Origin of the sequence: Hymenobacter rubripertinctus, from assembly GCF_003583925.1 — a bacterium.
GTDB classification, from domain to species: Bacteria; Bacteroidota; Bacteroidia; order Cytophagales; family Hymenobacteraceae; genus Hymenobacter; species Hymenobacter rubripertinctus.
This window is the reverse complement of sequence record NZ_QYCN01000030.1, coordinates 18,089-35,467: the sequence shown is the minus strand read 5'-3', so window position 1 is coordinate 35,467 and position 17,379 is coordinate 18,089. Positions and strand designations below refer to the sequence as shown.

Below are 17,379 nucleotides of genomic sequence, written 5' to 3'. Positions count from 1 at the left end.
TTTTTTTCGCGCGGAGTTCGCGGAGTTACGCAGAGCCATTTACGTGGAATCGGCTCCGCGTAACTCCGCGAACTCCGCGCGAAAAACCTTACCTGCCCTACCTTTACCCCATGCCCACCCTTTCTGAACGCGACCACGCCGTACTGTGGCACCCCTACACCCAGATGCAGACCGCGCCGCTGCCCATTGCCATCGTAAAAGGGGAGGGCAGCTGGCTTATTGGCGAGGACGGCACCCGCTACCTCGACGCCATTTCGTCGTGGTGGGTGAACCTGCACGGGCACGCCCACCCGGCCATTGCCGAGCGCGTGAGCGAGCAGCTCCGCACCCTGGAGCACGTGCTGTTTGCCGGCTTCACCCACCCCACCGCCGTGGAGCTGGCCGAGCAACTACTTGCGCTGCTGCCCGCCAACCAGGCTCGCGTGTTCTACTCCGACAACGGCTCGACGGCCGTGGAAGTGGCCCTGAAAATGGTGCTCCAGTACTTCCACAACCTCGGCCAGCCCGAGCGCCGCACGTTTATCTGCTTCCAGAATTCCTACCACGGCGACACCTTTGGGGCCATGGCCGTGAGTGCGCGCGGGGCCTTCACCGAGCCCTTCTGGCCCTTGCTGTTTGATGTGGAATTTCTGGACGTGCCGGTGCCGGGCCGCGAGGCCGAAACGCTGGCTCAACTCGATGCGCTGCTGCTGCGCCCCGACGTGGCCGGCTTCATATTTGAGCCCCTGGTGCTGGGCACGGCGGGCATGGTGATGTACGAGCCGGGCGTGCTGAGTGAGCTGCTGCGCCGTTGCCACGCGGCCGGCGTGCTCTGCATTGCCGATGAGGTGATGACGGGTTTCGGGCGCACCGGGCCGCTTTTTGCCTCCGAGCTGCTAAGCGAGCAGCCCGACATGATGTGCTTTTCCAAGGGCCTCACCGGCGGCACCCTGGCCATGGGCCTGACCACCTGCGCCGCCCCGATTTACGAGGCATTTTTGAGCGACGACAAGATGCGGGCCCTCTTCCACGGCCACTCTTACACGGCCAACCCCGTGGCCTGCGCCGCCGCTTTGGCCAGCCTGGAGCTTACCCGGGCCGATGCCTGCACGCAACAACGCCAGCGTATTGAGGCGGCCCACGCTGCGTTCGGCCAGGAAATAGCGGGCCAGCCGGGCGTGCGGGCGGTGCGGCACCGGGGCACCATCCTGGCCGTGGAGTACGACCCGGGCGAGGGCACCAGCTACTTCAGCCGCCTGCGCGACGCCTTCTACCAGCTGGCCCTCGACCACCACGTGGTGCTACGGCCCCTGGGCAACGTGGTGTACCTGCTGCCGCCCTATTGCACCACCGACGACGAGCTGGCGCTGCTGTATGCAGTGCTGCGGAAAATGCGGGCGCTGGTCCTCGATTTCGTGCCCGCCGCCAATCTGCCCCACATCCTGCATGATTAACCCCGCACCGCCCGCCGACGACACCGTGGTGGTTATCCGGGGCCGGGGCCGGGTGTCGGCGCTGGGCTTGGAGCTGGGCCCCGATTACCCGGTTTCGCCCTTCACCGCCCACCCTACCGGCGTATCCGTGGCCGCCCTGCCCGCCGAAGCCGAAGCGGCCCTAACGGAGCTGCGCCACGCCCACCCCGCCTACCGCCAGCTCGACCGCACCGTGCTGCTGGCCCTGCTGGCCGCCCGGCTGGCAGTGGCTAGAGTTAAGTTGCCAGTGGTCAGTGGCCAGCTGCCAGTCCGTTCTGTAGCTGGTTTGGCTGAACGACCTGACTACTGGGCACTGGTCACCAACAACCGACAACCAACAACCAATAACCAATTGGCCATCAGCATCGGGAGCAGCCGGGGCGCGACGGGGCGGCTGGAGGAGTTTCACGCGGGGTTTCTGCGTGAGGGCCGGGTGCCGGCCGCCGCTTCGCCGCTCACGACGCTGGGCAATGTGGCCAGCTGGGTGGCCTTCGATGCGGGCCAGCAGGGCGCGGCGGCCCTGAGCCATTCGAGCACCTGCAGCAGCGCGTTTCAGGCCCTGGGCAACGCCGTGGCCTGGCTGCGGGCCGGCATGGCCGACCGGTTTCTGGCCGGCGGCACCGAAGCCCCGCTCACCGATTTCACCCTGGCCCAGATGCGGGCCATTGGCATCTACTCGCCCTACGCGGCCGCCGACTGGCCCTGCCGGCCGGGGGCGGGCCGGCCCTCCACGTTCGTGCTGGGCGAGGGCGCGGCCGTGTTTGCCCTGGAACGGGGCAGTCGGGCGGCGTTGCGGGCAGCGGGAGAACCAGCATTTCTGCTCGAAGGCGTCGGGTTCGGCTTTGAAGCCATCGGCAGCAAAACCGGCCTCTCGCCCGAGGGAAGCCACTTTCAGCAGGCCATGCGGGAAGCCCTTCGCCAGGCCCGCGCTGCCCCCGAAACCATCGACGCGGTGGTGCTGCACAGCCCCGGCACCCCGGCCGGCGACGCGGCCGAGCGGGCCGCACTGCGGGCCGTGTTCGGGGAGCACCAGCCATTGCTGCTGTCCAACAAGTGGCTGCTGGGCCACACGCTGGGCGCTTCGGCCGCACTGAGCCTCGACTTCGCCCTGCACGTGCTGGCAACTCAGCACTGGCCCACGCCCCCCTTCGCCACCGACGTGAACGGGCCCGCTACGCACCCACTACGGCGGATTCTGGTGAATGCGGCCGGCTTCGGCGGCAACGCCGCCAGCGTGGTCATTGGGTTGGAGTAAGCAACTAACTCAGGTTGCAGACTAGAAACTAAGGCTAGCTCCCCTCCTTTCCAGGGAGGGGCGCTAACTTCTGAACTTTAGTTTTGGCACTCTGCTGCCTGGCTTCGCGCTACCGCCGCAACGCCCGGGCCGCAATTGCGTCTATACCTTTCCAACCATAACTTCCCTATGACCCGCTCCCTCCTCTTGCTGCTCGGCCTCGGCTGCGCGACGCCCGTTTTCGCCCAGAACAAGCCCACCACCACGCCCGATCCGCTCATTTTGCGCATGGTGCAGCAGGTATCGGAAAAGAACCTGCGCGATGACATTTACAAGCTTGTCAGCTACGGAACGCGCCACACGCTGAGCGACACCAAGAGCAAGAAGCGCGGCATCGGGGCGGCCCGCAACTGGGTGGAGGACGAGTTCAGGAAGTACAGCAAGGCCAGCGGCGGACGGCTCAAAGTGGAGCAGGATACGTTCACCGTCAAGCCCGACGGCCGCCGCATTAGCCAGTCGGTGGTGATGGCCAACGTGATGGCCACCCTGCCCGGCACCGACCCCACCGACAAGCGCATCTTTATCGTGAGCGGCCACATCGACTCGCGGGTTTCGGACGTGATGAACGCCACGGCCGACGCGCCCGGGGCCAACGACGACGGCTCGGGCACGGTAGCCGTGATGGAGCTGGCCCGCGTAATGAGTCAGCAGCAGTTCCCGGCCACCATCATTTTTGTGGTGGTGCAGGGAGAAGAGCAAGGCCTCTATGGCTCCACCCACTTAGCCAAACGTGCCAAGCAGGAAGGCTGGAACCTGGTGGCCATGCTCAACAATGACATCATGGGCAACTCGACCGGCCACGACCCGGAAATCAAGAATACGACCCAGCTGCGGGTATTCAGCGAGGGCGTGCCGGCCACCGAAACGCCTGAGGAAGCCAAGTTGCGCCGCACGCTCAGCAGCGAGAACGACTCGCCCAGCCGCCAGCTCGCCCGCTACGCCCGCGAGGCCACCAAGCAGTACGTGCCCGGCCACGAGGTGGTGCTGGAGTACCGCCCCGACCGGTTCCTGCGCGGCGGCGACCACACGCCGTTCAATCAGCAGGGCTTTACGGCCGTGCGCTTCTCGGAAATGAACGAGGACTTTCGCCACCAGCACCAGGATTTGCGCACCGAAAAGGGCGAAGAGTACGGCGACCTGCCCAAGTTCATGGACTTCGCCTACCTGCGGCAGAACACCGGCGTGAACCTGGCTACCCTGGCCAATTTGGCCCTGGCCCCCGCCGCCCCGCAGAACGTGGGCGTGCTCACGGCCGAGCTCACCAACCGCACCCAGCTCAAGTGGGACGCCCCCGCCGCCGGCGAAAAACCAGCAGGATACTACGTGCTTATGCGCCCCACCAGCGCCCCCGAGTGGGAACAGAAGTTCTTCGTAACCGACACCACTGCCGACCTGCCCTTCAGCAAAGACAACTTCCTGTTTGGCGTAGTGAGCGTGGATGCCGAGGGCCACGAAAGCCTGCCGGTTACACCCAAGCCGCGGCGGTAGGATGCTGGCCCGGGGCACATTACCTTGGGCCTCCATCCCCGTTATCCGCATTGTGCATCGCATGAAACAACTGTTACTCCTGCTGGCTGCCACTGGCAGCATCTCCTTAGCCTACGCTCAGGCGCCGACGACGCCCACCTACCATGTGGCGGTGGGCGTGCTGGGCTCCTACCGCACGGCGGGGGTGCTGGGGGAAGCCCGGCTGACGCCCCATTTCGGCCTGAAACTGGCGGGAGTGCTCACCTCTGACGGTACGGTGCCCGACGAGTACAGCACCGCCGGCATCGGGCAAGTGGCCTATTACCTGCCTTGCCATCTAACGTGGCTGGAGCCGGTAGTAGGCCTGGGCGGCATCTACACCAGCTACCACTGGCAGCAGTACGGGCAAAGCGGCACCGTCCGCGACCTGAACGTGGGCGGCAGCTTCGGGGCCAACGTAGTGTTTCATCCGCGTCTGCGCACGGGCGTGCAGGTGTTCGTGGCCAACGGATTCAGGGGCGCGTACTCCGACAACGCCATGCGCATCAGCGGCCGCCGGCTGCTGGCCTTGCCGGCTCTCACGCTCGAAGTACTGCTGTAAGCGCCCGGGGCGGGCCCTGCTCCCGACCTTTTCCGGGAGCCGGCGGCTTCAGGCAAAGCTAGCAGCCCGACGCGTTCCTCCGGCCGTAAGAGCCACAACAACGGCCGGCCTGAAGGCGGCAGCCATGCAGGCTTCGGGCTTGGAAACACCGCGAAGCTGAACCATTGATTTGCGCGGCCGGTCCTGTTTTTTTCGCGGCTTTACTGGAATACTGCCAATCCGGAGCGAACTTGCGGCTGCAAAAAGGTCGAGTTATCTTTTGCACTCCCGATCATAATTGCCCTATGTACTGCCCGTTTTCCTCTGCTCCCGTTTCTTTCGCCAGCCGCTCGGCTTGCGCTATGGGCGTGTGCAGCAAGCGCAAGCGGGCGACTGGCGGCCCCCTGATGGTCAAGAAATCGAAGAAACCTACCCCGACCCGACCGTCGCACTAGTTCACCGTACCTCCCCTGAACGTTCAAGCGCCGGTCCTGCCCAGGATCGGCGCTTTCTTTTGTTCTGCTCTTTTCACATCGCCCCCCCGGGTCTTTTTCCGACACTCGTTTTCTGCTTTTCTGGTTTATGAAGATTTTGAAGTTTGGCGGTACGTCCGTCGGGTCGGCGCAGCGGATGCGCGAAGTGGCAGAACTTATTCACGCACCCCATTTGGACCGGCGCATCGTGGTGCTGTCGGCCATGAGCGGCACCACCAATTCGCTGGTCGAAATTGCCCGCCTGCTCTACAGCGGCGACGCGGCCGCGGCCGAAGCCCGCATCACGTTTCTGCAGCAGCGCTACCACGAAGTGGCCCGCGAGTTGCTCGGCGGCCAGGCCGACGCGTTGCTACCCACCCTCGATCAGAACTTCCAGACCCTGCACGACCTGACGGCGGCCCCTCTTTCAGCCGACGGCGAGCGGGTGGTGCTGGCCCAGGGCGAGCTACTGAGCACGCGGCTGGTGCACGCCTACGTAACGGAAGTGCTGGGCCGCCCGGCCGTGCTGCTGCCGGCCCTCGACTTTATGCGCATCGACACCGACGAGGAGCCCGATGCGCCCGCCATCCGGGAGCGGCTGGCCACCACGCTGGCCCCCTACGCCACCGCCCCGCTGTTCATTACGCAGGGCTACATCTGCCGTAACGCCCAGGGCAGCATCGACAACCTCAAGCGCGGGGGCTCCGACTACTCGGCTTCGCTGATCGGGGCGGCCGTGGGGGCCGAGGAAATCCAGATCTGGACCGATATCGACGGCTTGCACAACAACGACCCGCGCATTGTCAAGGGCACCTACCCGATCCGGGAATTGTCGTTTGATGAGGCGGCGGAACTGGCCTACTTCGGGGCCAAGATTCTGCACCCCAGCTCGGTGCTGCCGGCCCGCCAGCACGGCATTCCGGTGCGCCTGCTGAATACGATGCAGCCCGACGCGCCCGGCACGCTCATTTCGGCCAAAACCGGGGCCGAGGCCATCAAGGCCGTGGCCGCCAAGGACGGCATTACGGCCATCAACGTGAAGTCGAGCCGGATGCTGCTGGCCCACGGTTTCCTGCGCAGCCTGTTCGAAATCTTCGAGCGCTACCGTACGTCCATCGACATGATTACGACCTCGGAAGTGGCCGTGTCGCTGACCATTGACGACGCCGGCCGCCTGCCCCAGATTCTGGCCGAGCTGCGCCGCTTCTGCACGGTGGAAGTCGATGAAAACCAGAGCATCATCTGCCTGGTAGGCAACCTGCTCCAGGACGCCCACGGCAGCGCCAACCGCGCTTTCACGGCCCTCCGAAACATTCCGGTGCGCATGATCAGCTACGGCGGCTCGCCCAACAACATCAGCATCCTGGTCAGCACCGACGATAAAGTGCGGGCGTTGCAGGCCCTGAACGAGGGGCTGTTTCGGCGGTAGCATGGGATTAAAGCCCGTCATGCTGAGCGAAGGCGGAGCCGCAGTCGAAGCATCTCTACCGCTTCGTTCTTACGTCTCGCCTCACCCCCCGGCCCCCTCTCCGAAAAAGGAGAGGGGGAGCCAGCCGACAGGTTTACTATTGCGGTAGAGATGCTTCGACTTCGCTCCGCTGCGCTCAACATGACGGGCATTCTTGCCCAGTTCCCCCTCCCAGCACCCCAATACCCCAACCCATGTCCTTCCAACTGCCGGCTGAATTTCACACCCAGCCCACGCCCTTTTATTACTACGACCTCGCCCTGCTCGACCAGACGCTGGCGGCGCTGACGGCCGCCGCCCGGCCGGGCAAATTTCGGGTGCATTACGCCCTCAAGGCCAACTTCAACCGGCCGATTCTGGAGCGCATAAAACAAGCTGGGCTGGGGGCCGACTGCGTGAGCGGCGGCGAGGTGCAGCGGGCCCTGGAAGCCGGTTTCGGGGCCGACCACGTGGTATTTGCCGGCGTGGGCAAGTCGGATGCCGAGATAAACCTGGCCCTGGCGGCCGATATTTTCTGCTTTAACGCCGAGTCGGTGCCCGAGCTGCGGGTGCTCGATGAGCTGGCCGGGGCCCAGGGCCGCCGGGCGCGGGTGGCGCTGCGCATCAACCCCAACGTAGACGCCTACACCCACCCCCACATCACGACGGGCCTCGACGCCAACAAGTTCGGTATCAGCCTGCCCGATCTGGCCGGCGTTATCGACCAGCTCGACCAACTGCCCAACGTGGAGCTGATTGGCCTGCACGCCCATATCGGCTCCCAGATTACGGAAATGAGCGTGTTTGCCGCCCTCAGCCGCAAGCTCAACGACCTGCAAACCTGGCTCGAAGACCGGGGCCACCAGTTGCCCCACCTCAACGTGGGCGGCGGCCTGGGCATCAACTACGAGCAGCCCGACGAGCAGCCGATTCCCGATTTCGCCACTTACTTCGGCATGTTCGAGCAGCACCTCCAGCGGCGGCCAAACCAGCAGGTGCACGTGGAGCTGGGCCGCTCGGTGGTGGCCCAGTGCGGCACGCTGCTTAGCCGGGTGCTCTACGTGAAAGAAAGCCAGCACACCCGTTTCGCCATTCTGGATGCGGGCATGACCGAACTGATGCGCCCGGCCCTTTACGGCAGCCACCACCACATCCAGAACCTGAGCAGCCAGCTTCCCGAACAAGCCTACGACGTGGTCGGCCCCATCTGCGAATCGACCGACACCTTCGGCCGCGCCCGCCTGCTGCCCGAAACCCACCGCCACGACCTGGTGGCCATCCGCTCGGCCGGGGCCTACGGTGAGGTGATGGCCTCGGGCTACAACCTGCGCGAGAAGGCGGTGGCGGTGTATGGCGGGCGGTGAGGGGCAGTGAATGAGGGCCGGTCTGGATTGGCGAGCCCGGGGCAGAGACGCATCTTTGCGTCTGGTCGTTGAATGGCAACCGTTGAATAGCAGACATAAGACGGTTAACATCAGCGCTGTATAGATGCAAAGATGCGTCTATACAGCGCCATCAATCACCATGCTACCGTCCATTTGCCCAGCTTTTGCTGGTGCCTGAAACCGGCTAGTAGCGGGCGGCGGTTGGTAGGCAGTTCGTCTTTGAAGAGCAGCACCGGGTCTTGGGCCAGCAGCCGGCGGAGGGGGGCCTGCGCCTCGGGCTGATCGAGGTAGAGCAGGTAGCGGTGCCAGCTGGTGCCGGGCTCGAACTGGGTTTCGCGGCGGAGGCTGGTGTTGCCATCGTTCAGGAACACTGGCAACGTGCCCAGCTCGAAGGCCAGCGAGGGCAGCAGCTCGTTGTAGACGATGACCTGGCGGGTGGCGAGGTGCTTCTGGCGCAGGAAGTCGGCCAGCGGGCGGCTGCCGTTGAAAGCCAGCTCGTTCTGGCGCATGATGGGCTTGGCCGAAATCAGCAGGAAAACCGTGAACAGCGTGGCAGCCACCAGCAGGCGGGGTGCCACGCGCACCTGGTTCCAGAGCGTGAGCGTGAGCACGAGCGTGACTACGCCCACGGCCGGCCAGAGGGCGGTGAGCGGGTGCACCTCGAAGCCCAGATCGAGCACCGTGCTGAACACCGGCACCAGGCACAGCAGCCCCAGCAGCAACCCGAAAAACGCCACGATACCCACGTACCACTTCAGCAGCAGCGCCTCGGTGCAACGGCCCAGGTAGTACACCGTGAGCAGGGCCACGCCGGGGAAAACGGGCAGCACATAGAGCAGCAGCTTCGATTTGGAGAGCGAGAAGAACAGCAGCGGCACCAGTACCCAGAAAATGAGCACGTTGCGCCACTGCTGCGGTACCGAGGCCCAGGGCGTACGCGCGGCCCGCACCACCAGCGCCACCGCCCAGGGCAGGCTGGTGGCCGGGGCCAGCACCAGATAAAACCACCAGGGCTTGCTGCGGTTGAACGTGGCCGCATTGGCGAACCGCTCCACCGTATGCTCCACCAGAAAATACCGGATAAACGCCGGATTTTCGGCCACCAGGTACAGATACCAGCTCAGGCCCACCACCACAAACAGCCCAAAGCCCAGCACGTGGTGCACCGTAAACGGCCGCTGCACCGGCTCCCCTTCGGCCCGGAAGTAAGTGCTGACAACGGCCATCAACGGCAGCACGAACCCCACCGGACCCTTCGTGAGAAACGCCAGCCCCAGCCCCAGCCAGAACAAATACAGCCACCGCCGCCCCCCACCGCCGTGATAGTAGCGCAGAATGCCGTAGGTGGCGGCCAGCTCCAGGGTAGCCAGGTAGCCGTCGGTGGTTACGTTGAGGGCCGCGATGAGCACCACCGGCAGCGTGCCGTAGATGACGGCCGCCGCCAGGGCCCGGGCGCGGTCGTGCTTGAACAGCAGCAGGCCCAGCCCGTACATAAGCACGACCTGCGCCAGTACGGCCAGCACTGGCAGCAGGCGCACGCCCACCGTGTTCACGCCAAACAACCCCAGCCCGGCCGCCGTGAGCCAGTACGTGAGCGGCGGCTTGTGGAAGTGCTGAATGCCGAGCAGCCGCGGGTGCAGCCAGTCGCGGCCCATCAGCATTTCGCGCCCGATTTCGGCGTAGCGGGCCTCGCTGCTTTCCAGCGGCCCCCAGCTGCCCAGCTGCCAGGCAAACGCGCCGCCCAGCACCAGCAGAAACAGCCAGAGCCAGCGGCGGGAAGTGATGGGAACAGGCATAGGGCAGCAGTTGGGGTGAAGGGAAAGCGCAAAGGTAGGAGCGTTGTGGGTAGGGGAAGTTGCTCCGGCTCCGATGCGGGGGCCAACGCGGCGGTACTCAACCAGAAAGCCGCCTGCCCGACAGCGGGCAAGCGGCTTTCTTTTCACGTGTTGTCGGCGCGTTTCTGCTACCGGATAAAGTCCGGGCGAATGAGGTTTTCGAAGGTGAAGATTTCGTCCCACTTGGCCTGGGTGAGCAAGCCGCGCTCCGTTACGGCAATAGCGTACACGGATTTGCCGGTTTTGAGGGCTTCTTTGGCAATTTCCGACGAGGCCTCGTAGCCCAGCACCGGGTTGAGCTGGGTGACGATGCCGATGCTGTTGCGCACCAGATTCTCGGCGTGCTCCTTGTTGGCCGTGATGCCGACCACGCACTTTTCGCGCAGGGTGCGGCAGGCATTCGTCATGTAGCTGATGCTGGTGAACAAGGCGAAGCTGATGACGGGCTCCATCACGTTGAGCTGAAGTTGCCCACCCTCGGCGGCCATGGTCACCGTAAGGTCGGCCCCGATAACGTAGAAGGCCGTCTGGTTCACCACTTCGGGCACTACGGGGTTTACTTTACCGGGCATGATGCTGGAACCGGGCTGCAAGGCGGGCAGGTTGATTTCGTTGATGCCGCAGCGCGGACCCGAGGAAAGCAGGCGCAGGTCGTTGCAGATTTTGGACAGCTTCACAGCCGTACGCTTGAGCACGCCCGAGAGCTGCACGTAAGCACCCGTATCGTAGGTGGCCTCAAACAGGTCGCCGGCCAGCACCAGCTCCAGCCCCGAAATGGTGCTTAGGTGCCGGGTAACCAGTTCGGCATAGCCCTGGGGCGCGTTCAGGCCGGTTCCGATGGCCGTGGCGCCCATATTGATTTCGCTGATGAGGCGGCGCGAGTCCTCGATGCGGGAGAGCTCCTCGCGCAGGTTGGTGGCAAAGGCCCGGAACTCGTCGCCCATGCTCATCGGCACGGCGTCCTGGAGCTGGGTACGGCCCATCTTAAGCACGTCGCGGAACTCCTCGCCCTTGGCCCCGAAAGCTTCGGCCAGCTCGCCCAGCACCTGGCTGTAGCCCACCAGCTTGTGGCTGAGCGCGATGCGGAAGGCCGTCGGGTAGGCGTCGTTGGTGCTCTGGGAGCAGTTGACGTGGTTGTTGGGGTGGCAGAACTGGTACTCGCCCTTCTGGTGGCCCATGATTTCGAGGGCCAGATTGGCAATAACCTCGTTGGCGTTCATGTTCACCGACGTGCCGGCCCCGCCCTGAATCATGTCGGTCAGAAACTGGTCGTCGAACTCGCCGCTGGCCACCCGGTCGCAGGCCTGGGCAATGGCGTGGGCAATATCGGCCGGCAGCACGCCCAGCTCGGCGTTGGCCAGAGCGGCGGCCTTTTTCACGTAGGCCAGCGCCCGCACGAACAACGGCTCCGACTTGAGGGGAATGCCGGTAATGGCGAAGTTTTCGAGGGCACGCAGCGTCTGGATACCATAATAAGCATCGGCCGGAATGGCGCGCTCACCCAGAAAATCGTGCTCAAGGCGGGAGGTGGTCATAGTCATTAGAAAAACGAAGGGTGGGAAAGCAGGAGAACGAATAAAGCGCGAAGGTACGGCCAGGCCGCGCAACCGCATACGAAAAAGCCCCGCCACGGATAGCAGGGCTCTTCGCTTGTCAATGTTCAGTGGCTAGTCATTCCGATAATCAGCCACTGGCAACGATTCAACCGGCAACTGAACACTAAAAATTATAGGCCAGGCCGCCGGTCAGGCCCGTGGACTTGCCCACATTGCGGCCCCCTATATACGTGCTGGCCCCCAGTACCAGCCCGAAGCCCTGGGCCAGCGGGCGGAAGGCACTCAGGCCCACCCGGGTGAAATCGACGCGGGTGGCGGGGAAGAAGCCATCGAAGCCGGGCTGGAGAATATCAGTGCCGGAACTGGCCGATTTCTGGTAGGCAATCCAGCCATCTACGTAAAAGAGCGGGCCAGCATAGCCGACTTTCGTCTCGGCCAGGAAGGCGTTGGGTACCCGGCCCGAGCGCACGCTGTAGCCCGTCTGGGCCGTCACGAATACGCCGGAGGCCGTTTGCAGGTGGGCAATGCCCGAGGTAGCCACCTTGGTAGCGCCGTTGCCGATGGCAATGATATACTCCAGGCCCTGCTCGTTTTTGTAGTTGCTGGCTGGCGTGCTCACGCTCACCACGCCCAACAAGTTGAGAATACTGCTGCCCAGCTCCGTGGAGTAGCCCTTGAACTTGAGCAGTCCGGTTACGTCCTGCAAGCCCTGGCGCACATTGGTATAGTTGCCATCCTGCAGCACCTGCGGGCTGGCGTGGCCCTCCGAGCGCACGTAAGGCAGGCTCACAACGGCCTCAATCTTATCGGTGATGCCATAGTTGGCAAACAAATTAACTGACTGCACCTGAATCCGCTCAAAGATGGGCACCTCATCTATTTTCTCCGGGGCCAGATACACCTGCTTGTACCACTCCTGGGTAGTGGAAACGGAGATAGAGCCGTGCTTTTTGCCCGACATAAAGCCGCTGCTGAGACTTTGCGCCTGCGCGGTCACTCCGCTCAACAGTAAAATTGCCACGATGGGCGAGAAGTAAGAGGTGTTCATCGAAGAAGTGAAGGTTGAAGCCGTGAAATGAACTATGATCTTGTTAATGGGAAAACACAATTCCCATTTTGAATACCAAAACAAAACCAGGCCGGTTTATGTTGCTGTCGAACTACGAAAACAAAAGTTCAATCGGTTTGGTAATTAGATAAATCCGATGAACTTTTGTCCTCGTTTGTATCCGGGCTTATCAGCAAAAATAGCTGAAAAGAGATACAAAATCTCCCTAATCACATGAAAAATCTCCTCAAAACTTCATTAGGCTTCCTCTTAGCCACCAGTTGCGCGCTCACTGGCTGCTCGGATAAGCAGGACGCAGATCCGTCCATTGCCAACATTGCCGCTAAGAGCGCAGATTTCCAATTATTGGAAGATGCGGCCATCCGGGGAGGTGTAGCCGGGGTGCTTTCTAATAAAAATCCTAACGATGCCAGCGGCAACTACACCGTTTTCGCGCCCACCAACGCGGCCTTTGCCCGGCTGGGCCTGCGTTCGGCCACCGACCTCATCAGCCTCAACAAAGCCTTTCTGACCAACACCCTGCTCTATCATGTGGCCAACGGCAACCTGCCGGGCAGCAGCCTCACGGCCGGCACTGCCTCCGCCTCCCTGCTGCAAGTGCAAAGCGCCAGCGTAAGCCGCCGCTTCATCGACCGCGGCGGCGTGCGCTACGTGAATGGCGCCCGCATCCTGGCCACCGACGTGAAAGCGGCCAACGGCACGGTGCACCCCATTGATAAAGTCCTGCTGGCGACGGGAGTTGACATCGTACAATCGGCTATTGCCCTCAAGGATGCCCAGGTGTTTACCACGCCCGAGCTGAGCTTTCTGGTAGAAGCCGTGCTGTACGCCGAGCTGGCTGGCCCCTTGTCGGCCTCGTCCGGCAGCCCCCAGCTTACCGTTTTTGCCCCCACCGACCAGGCCTTCCGCGAACTGGGCACCCTGCTGGGTGTGCCCCTGAACGTGCCCACCGACATCCGGCGCCTGCCCAAGGCCACCGTTACGGCCGTGTTGCTGAACCACGTGGTCGCGGGCGGCCAGTTCACGCCTGAGCTGCCCGAAAACGGTACGCTTAAAACCCTGGGCGGCGGCTCCCTCAAACTCGGAGCCTTTACCGAGGGCGTGCTGACGGTGCAGGGAGCCGGCAATATGGCTCCGGCCGGGATGGTCATCCCGGATGTGCAGTGCCTCAACGGCACGGTGCACGTGATTAACCGCGTGCTGCTGCCCTAATCGGGCAGTTTGCTCCTGCTGCCTCTTTTCTTCTTCCCCTCTCCCCTGCCCTCTCCTGTTTTACCTGTTGCTTCCTAGTCGAATGTCTTTGAATCGAGCTTGCGGACCTGTACTCAGAAACTACGCCGGGCGGGCACTGCTGCTGCTGGCGCTGCTGTTGCCTGGGTTAGTTTACGCCCAAAGTCCGGGGAAGTATTCGTTGGAAGGTGAGTGGCGGGGGCCGCTGGCGGTGCCCGGGGGCAGCCTGCCCATCCAGATTATCGTGACGGAGCTGGCCAGCGGTAACCGGTTCGCGGTGCTCAACGTGGCTCCCCAGCGCATCAACCGCATTCCGACCATCGTGGAACAGCGGGGCGATACGGTGGTGTTTTTTGCCGAGCAAGTGGGCTGCCGCTTTAAAGGGCTGCGTACAGCCGAAGGCACGCTGGAAGGCACCTGGAGCCAGCCCGGCTACCAGGCCGCCCTCACGCTGAGCTTTGTAGCGCCGCCGCCAGCGCCACCCAAAACGTTCCGCTTTCCGCCCCCCTACCGGGTGCAGGAAGTTACGTTCCGGAATGAAGCCGAAGGGGTTTCGCTGAAAGGGACGCTCACGATTCCGGCCGGGACCGGGCCGTTTGCGGCCGTGGTGCTGCTCTCCGACTGGGGGCCGCAGAACCAGGACGGGCAGTACGGCGACTACAAGCTGCTGGGCGGCGTGGCCGATCACCTGACCCGGCGCGGCATTGCCGTGTTACGCTTCCACGACCGGGGCGTGGAAGGCTCGACAGGCCAGACCGAGCTGAGCAGCCCCGATGACCGGGTGCGTGATGCCCAGGCCGCGCTGTCCTTTTTGCGGACCCAGTCGTTGGTAGATGCCGGCCACCTGGGCCTGCTGGGCCACGGCGAAGGCGGCAACATTGCCCTGCTGGCCGCCGCCCGCCCCCTGCCCCCATCCTTTGTGGTAACGCTAGCCGCGGCCGGCCTGCCCGGGGCCGATGTGCTCAGTACCCAACTCGGGCTGGGCCGCCCCGCTGCCGTAGCCGACACGCTTTTTCAGCAGCTCAAGCGCCAGCGGGATGCCGAAAACCTGGCCACCCAGCAAAAGCTCGACAAGATGCGCACCGGCGGGGCCAACGCCGCCCAGATCCAGATTCAGGAGGAGCAGAAGTACCTGCGCCAGAAAATAGAGGAGAAAAAGCGCCTGGATGAGCTGGCTAAAAAGCAGCGCCCGCTGCTGGAGCTCGTGCGCCAGAACCCCACCGACGGGCTGGCCCAGGACCTGGTAGCCAAGGCCCTGCGCCAGAGCACGCCCGGCCTGCCCGATACCGTTTACACCAACACCGCCCGGCGCCTGACCTCGCCCTGGGTGCGCTCCTACCTGCGCTTTTATCCCCAGCGGGAACTGGAGCAGGTGCAGTGCCCGGTGCTGCTACTCCACGGCGCCGACGATGTGCTGGTGAATGCCACCGCCAACCTGAGCGTGCTCGAAAAGGGCCTCAAAGCCAACAAGCAAGTGGAAGCCCGCCGCCTCGACGGCCTCAACCACCTGTTCCAGGCCCCCATCACGGAGTGGCCCCTCATCGATGGCCAGCCCTCCCCCGTTTTCGCCACCGTCGCCCTGGACGTCATCCGCAACTGGATTCAGGCCCAGGCCCCGCCGGTGAAGTAGTGAGTGAGTGAGTGAGTGCGTAAGCCGTTGCCAGCAGGCACGGCGACACCATGCGTCCTTCCCCTTCTTCTCCATTTCGACCGATTCACAAAGCCCCCAACGTCCGCACGTTGGGGGCTTCGCGTTTACTCAGGGCTGTAGCTTCGTGCAGGAAGGATTGCTTCGTCGTGCCTCCTCGCAACACCCCGACGGCTCACGTATTCCATCACTCACTCATTCCCGATTTGCTATCTTGCCGGCGTCTGGCCCGGTGGTTCGGGGCGGGTAGTTAGGTGAACCTGATGGATTCTTACGCTCCCGGCCTGCATATTCTGGCCACGTTTACGGCCCCCGTGCCGGCTCTGCGGGACATGGCCGCCTGCCGCGCCTTTTTTGAGGCCCAGATTACGCAGCAGCAGCTTACGGCCGTGGGCAGCGCCTACCACGCCTTCGCGGCGGGCGGCTTCACGGCCGTGGTGGCCCTCACCGAGTCGCACCTGAGCATCCACACCTGGCCCGAGCACGGCCTGGCCACCTTCGACGTGTTTTTGAGCAATTACCGCCGCGACAATGCCGACCGCGCCCAAAGCCTGTACGCGGCCACGCTGGCCTTTTTTGGGGCCAGCGAGCAGAGCAAAACCGAAGTGCGCCGATGAGCCAGCCCGTGCAGTTTGCCCCGGCCGCCATCCGTTGCCCCCACTGCGGCCACGAGGTGCGCTACTACGACGCCCTCCAGAGCGCCTTTTTCGGCTGCCCCGCGTGCAAGACGTTTTTTGAGTACCCTGAGCAGGGCGCGCCCAAGCAATTGCGCCGCTTTAAAGATTCTCCGCCCCCTACTATACCGCTGGCGGTGGGCAGCACGGGGCAGCTGGACAGCGAAACCTACCGCATCACGGGCTATCAGTGGCGGTGCGAGGCCAAGGGCCAGTCGTACCGCTGGGAGGAGTTCCAGCTCCGCCACGAAACCACCGGGGCCAACCGCCAGCTGGCCGTATTCCGGGGCCACTGGCTGCTGATTGAGCCCACCGCCGAGCAGTACCGTGCTTCGCAGGGCGGCCTTATTGAGGCAGAAGAAACCGATTTCCAGCTCTACAACCGCTATTCGCCCCGGGTACTGTACGCCGAGGGCGAGTTCGACTGGAATGTGCTGAGCGATGAGAGCCTGACCTTTTCGGAGTACGTTGGCCCGCCGCTGATGCTGGTGCGCGAGCGGCAGAATAAGAACCGCGACCACTGGTTTCTGGCCCGCCACCTGGAACCCGCAGAAGTGGCCGAGGCCTTTGGCGTGCCCCGCTCCCAGCTACCCCACCGCGCCGGCGTGGGCGCGGCCCAGCCGGTACCGGGCTTCAGCAAGTGGCCCCAGCTGCGCACGTTGGCGCTGGTTATGGCCCTGGTCGTCGTCGTGACCCACGTTTTGCTGATGCTCTGGGGCAACGAAACCGTATTCAACCGCGAATTCGTGACCGAGCCCCTGCCCACCCAGCCCGTTACCGATTCGCTGGGTCAGCTGGTGACGCCCAACGGCCCCGAGCGGCAGGTGCTGGTGTCGCCCTCGTTCGCGGTGCCCGGCACCGGCGCGCTCACCGTGAAACTGTGGGCCAGCGTGGATAACAGCTGGGTGGAACTGCCTTTCGCCCTCGTTAATGAGCAAACCGGCCAGCAGTTTGCCGCCAGCAGCAGTCTGGAATACTACCACGGCGTGGCGGACGGCGAGAGTTGGCACGAAGGCAACCTGAACGCCGAAACCCTGCTCAGCCAGGTGCCGGCCGGGCCTTATCACCTCAACTTCTACCCCGTAGCCGACCTCAGCAAGCCGGAGGCCATTCAGTTCCGGGCCACGGTGCAGGCCCGGGCCACGGCCGGCTCCAACGCCGGGCTGGCCCTGCTGCTGCTGCTGCTCTACCCCGGCATGCTGTACGTCCGCCAGATCCTGCACGAGAGCACCCGCTGGGAAAACAGCGACTTTAGCCCCTCCTAATCCTT

13 protein-coding genes are annotated in these 17,379 nt (G+C 63.9%); 10 read left to right on the top strand and 3 right to left on the bottom strand.

Annotation, left to right across the window (positions count from 1 at the left end; genetic code table 11):
• Positions 1-110: 110 nt before the first annotated feature.
• From bioA to lysA, 6 genes are all read left to right on the top strand, one after another.
• On the top strand, positions 111-1,433 hold the full coding sequence (gene bioA / locus D0T11_RS16795; protein WP_119656964.1) for an adenosylmethionine--8-amino-7-oxononanoate transaminase: 1,323 nt from the start codon (positions 111-113) through the stop codon (positions 1,431-1,433).
• Complete coding sequence (locus tag D0T11_RS16790; RefSeq protein WP_119656963.1) at positions 1,426-2,706, top strand: beta-ketoacyl synthase N-terminal-like domain-containing protein; 1,281 nt, start codon at positions 1,426-1,428, stop codon at positions 2,704-2,706. Before bioA ends, D0T11_RS16790 begins: the two co-directional genes overlap by 8 nt.
• A gap of 168 nt (positions 2,707-2,874) precedes the next feature.
• Complete coding sequence (locus D0T11_RS16785; RefSeq protein WP_119656962.1) at positions 2,875-4,233, top strand: M20/M25/M40 family metallo-hydrolase; 1,359 nt, start codon at positions 2,875-2,877, stop codon at positions 4,231-4,233.
• 61 nt (positions 4,234-4,294) lie between these two features.
• Positions 4,295-4,813: a hypothetical protein gene (locus tag D0T11_RS16780; protein WP_119656961.1), complete on the top strand. Its 519-nt coding sequence runs from the start codon at positions 4,295-4,297 to the stop codon at positions 4,811-4,813.
• A 561-nt stretch (positions 4,814-5,374) separates the two neighbouring features.
• A complete protein-coding gene (locus tag D0T11_RS16775) occupies positions 5,375-6,694 on the top strand; it encodes an aspartate kinase (RefSeq protein WP_119656960.1) in 1,320 nt (439 codons plus the stop codon).
• Positions 6,695-6,927: 233 nt separating this feature from the next.
• Positions 6,928-8,076: a diaminopimelate decarboxylase gene (gene lysA, locus D0T11_RS16770; protein ID WP_119656959.1), complete on the top strand. Its 1,149-nt coding sequence runs from the start codon at positions 6,928-6,930 to the stop codon at positions 8,074-8,076.
• 155 nt (positions 8,077-8,231) lie between these two features.
• On the opposite strand, the gene D0T11_RS16765 is transcribed toward lysA, so the two are convergent.
• The 3 genes from D0T11_RS16765 to D0T11_RS16755 form a co-directional block, all read right to left on the bottom strand.
• Complete coding sequence (locus D0T11_RS16765; protein WP_119656958.1) at positions 8,232-9,893, bottom strand: glycosyltransferase family 39 protein; 1,662 nt, start codon at positions 9,891-9,893, stop codon at positions 8,232-8,234.
• A gap of 167 nt (positions 9,894-10,060) precedes the next feature.
• Positions 10,061-11,467, bottom strand: coding sequence for an aspartate ammonia-lyase (gene aspA, locus D0T11_RS16760; RefSeq protein ID WP_119656957.1), 1,407 nt, complete (start codon positions 11,465-11,467; stop codon positions 10,061-10,063).
• Between the two features lie 184 nt (positions 11,468-11,651).
• Positions 11,652-12,536: a hypothetical protein gene (locus D0T11_RS16755; RefSeq protein WP_119656956.1), complete on the bottom strand. Its 885-nt coding sequence runs from the start codon at positions 12,534-12,536 to the stop codon at positions 11,652-11,654.
• Positions 12,537-12,770: 234 nt separating this feature from the next.
• On the opposite strand from D0T11_RS16755, the gene D0T11_RS16750 reads away from it, so the two are divergent.
• From D0T11_RS16750 to D0T11_RS16735, 4 genes are all read left to right on the top strand, one after another.
• Complete coding sequence (locus D0T11_RS16750) at positions 12,771-13,769, top strand: fasciclin domain-containing protein (protein WP_119656955.1); 999 nt, start codon at positions 12,771-12,773, stop codon at positions 13,767-13,769.
• A gap of 82 nt (positions 13,770-13,851) precedes the next feature.
• Positions 13,852-15,417 (top strand): serine aminopeptidase domain-containing protein, encoded by a 1,566-nt coding sequence (locus D0T11_RS16745; protein WP_119656954.1) that lies wholly within the window; start codon positions 13,852-13,854, stop codon positions 15,415-15,417.
• Positions 15,418-15,698: 281 nt separating this feature from the next.
• Positions 15,699-16,052, top strand: a complete 354-nt coding sequence (locus tag D0T11_RS16740; RefSeq protein ID WP_119656953.1) for an S-adenosylmethionine decarboxylase family protein — start codon at positions 15,699-15,701, stop codon at positions 16,050-16,052.
• Entirely contained in the window at positions 16,049-17,374 is a 1,326-nt protein-coding gene (locus D0T11_RS16735) for a DUF4178 domain-containing protein (RefSeq protein ID WP_119656952.1), read from the top strand. The genes D0T11_RS16740 and D0T11_RS16735 overlap by 4 nt, the downstream gene beginning before the upstream one ends.
• Positions 17,375-17,379 lie beyond the last annotated feature (5 nt).

Coding starts and splice junctions, on each gene's coding strand:
- D0T11_RS16790 (WP_119656963.1), top strand. CDS start 1,426: ATGATTAACCCCGCACCGCCCGCCGACGACACCGTGGTGGTTATCCGG.
- D0T11_RS16780 (WP_119656961.1), top strand. CDS start 4,295: ATGAAACAACTGTTACTCCTGCTGGCTGCCACTGGCAGCATCTCCTTA.
- lysA (WP_119656959.1), top strand. CDS start 6,928: ATGTCCTTCCAACTGCCGGCTGAATTTCACACCCAGCCCACGCCCTTT.
- D0T11_RS16755 (WP_119656956.1), bottom strand. CDS start 12,536: ATGAACACCTCTTACTTCTCGCCCATCGTGGCAATTTTACTGTTGAGC.
- D0T11_RS16785 (WP_119656962.1), top strand. CDS start 2,875: ATGACCCGCTCCCTCCTCTTGCTGCTCGGCCTCGGCTGCGCGACGCCC.
- bioA (WP_119656964.1), top strand. CDS start 111: ATGCCCACCCTTTCTGAACGCGACCACGCCGTACTGTGGCACCCCTAC.
- D0T11_RS16745 (WP_119656954.1), top strand. CDS start 13,852: ATGTCTTTGAATCGAGCTTGCGGACCTGTACTCAGAAACTACGCCGGG.
- D0T11_RS16775 (WP_119656960.1), top strand. CDS start 5,375: ATGAAGATTTTGAAGTTTGGCGGTACGTCCGTCGGGTCGGCGCAGCGG.
- D0T11_RS16750 (WP_119656955.1), top strand. CDS start 12,771: ATGAAAAATCTCCTCAAAACTTCATTAGGCTTCCTCTTAGCCACCAGT.
- D0T11_RS16765 (WP_119656958.1), bottom strand. CDS start 9,893: ATGCCTGTTCCCATCACTTCCCGCCGCTGGCTCTGGCTGTTTCTGCTG.
- D0T11_RS16735 (WP_119656952.1), top strand. CDS start 16,049: ATGAGCCAGCCCGTGCAGTTTGCCCCGGCCGCCATCCGTTGCCCCCAC.
- aspA (WP_119656957.1), bottom strand. CDS start 11,467: ATGACCACCTCCCGCCTTGAGCACGATTTTCTGGGTGAGCGCGCCATT.
- D0T11_RS16740 (WP_119656953.1), top strand. CDS start 15,699: ATGGATTCTTACGCTCCCGGCCTGCATATTCTGGCCACGTTTACGGCC.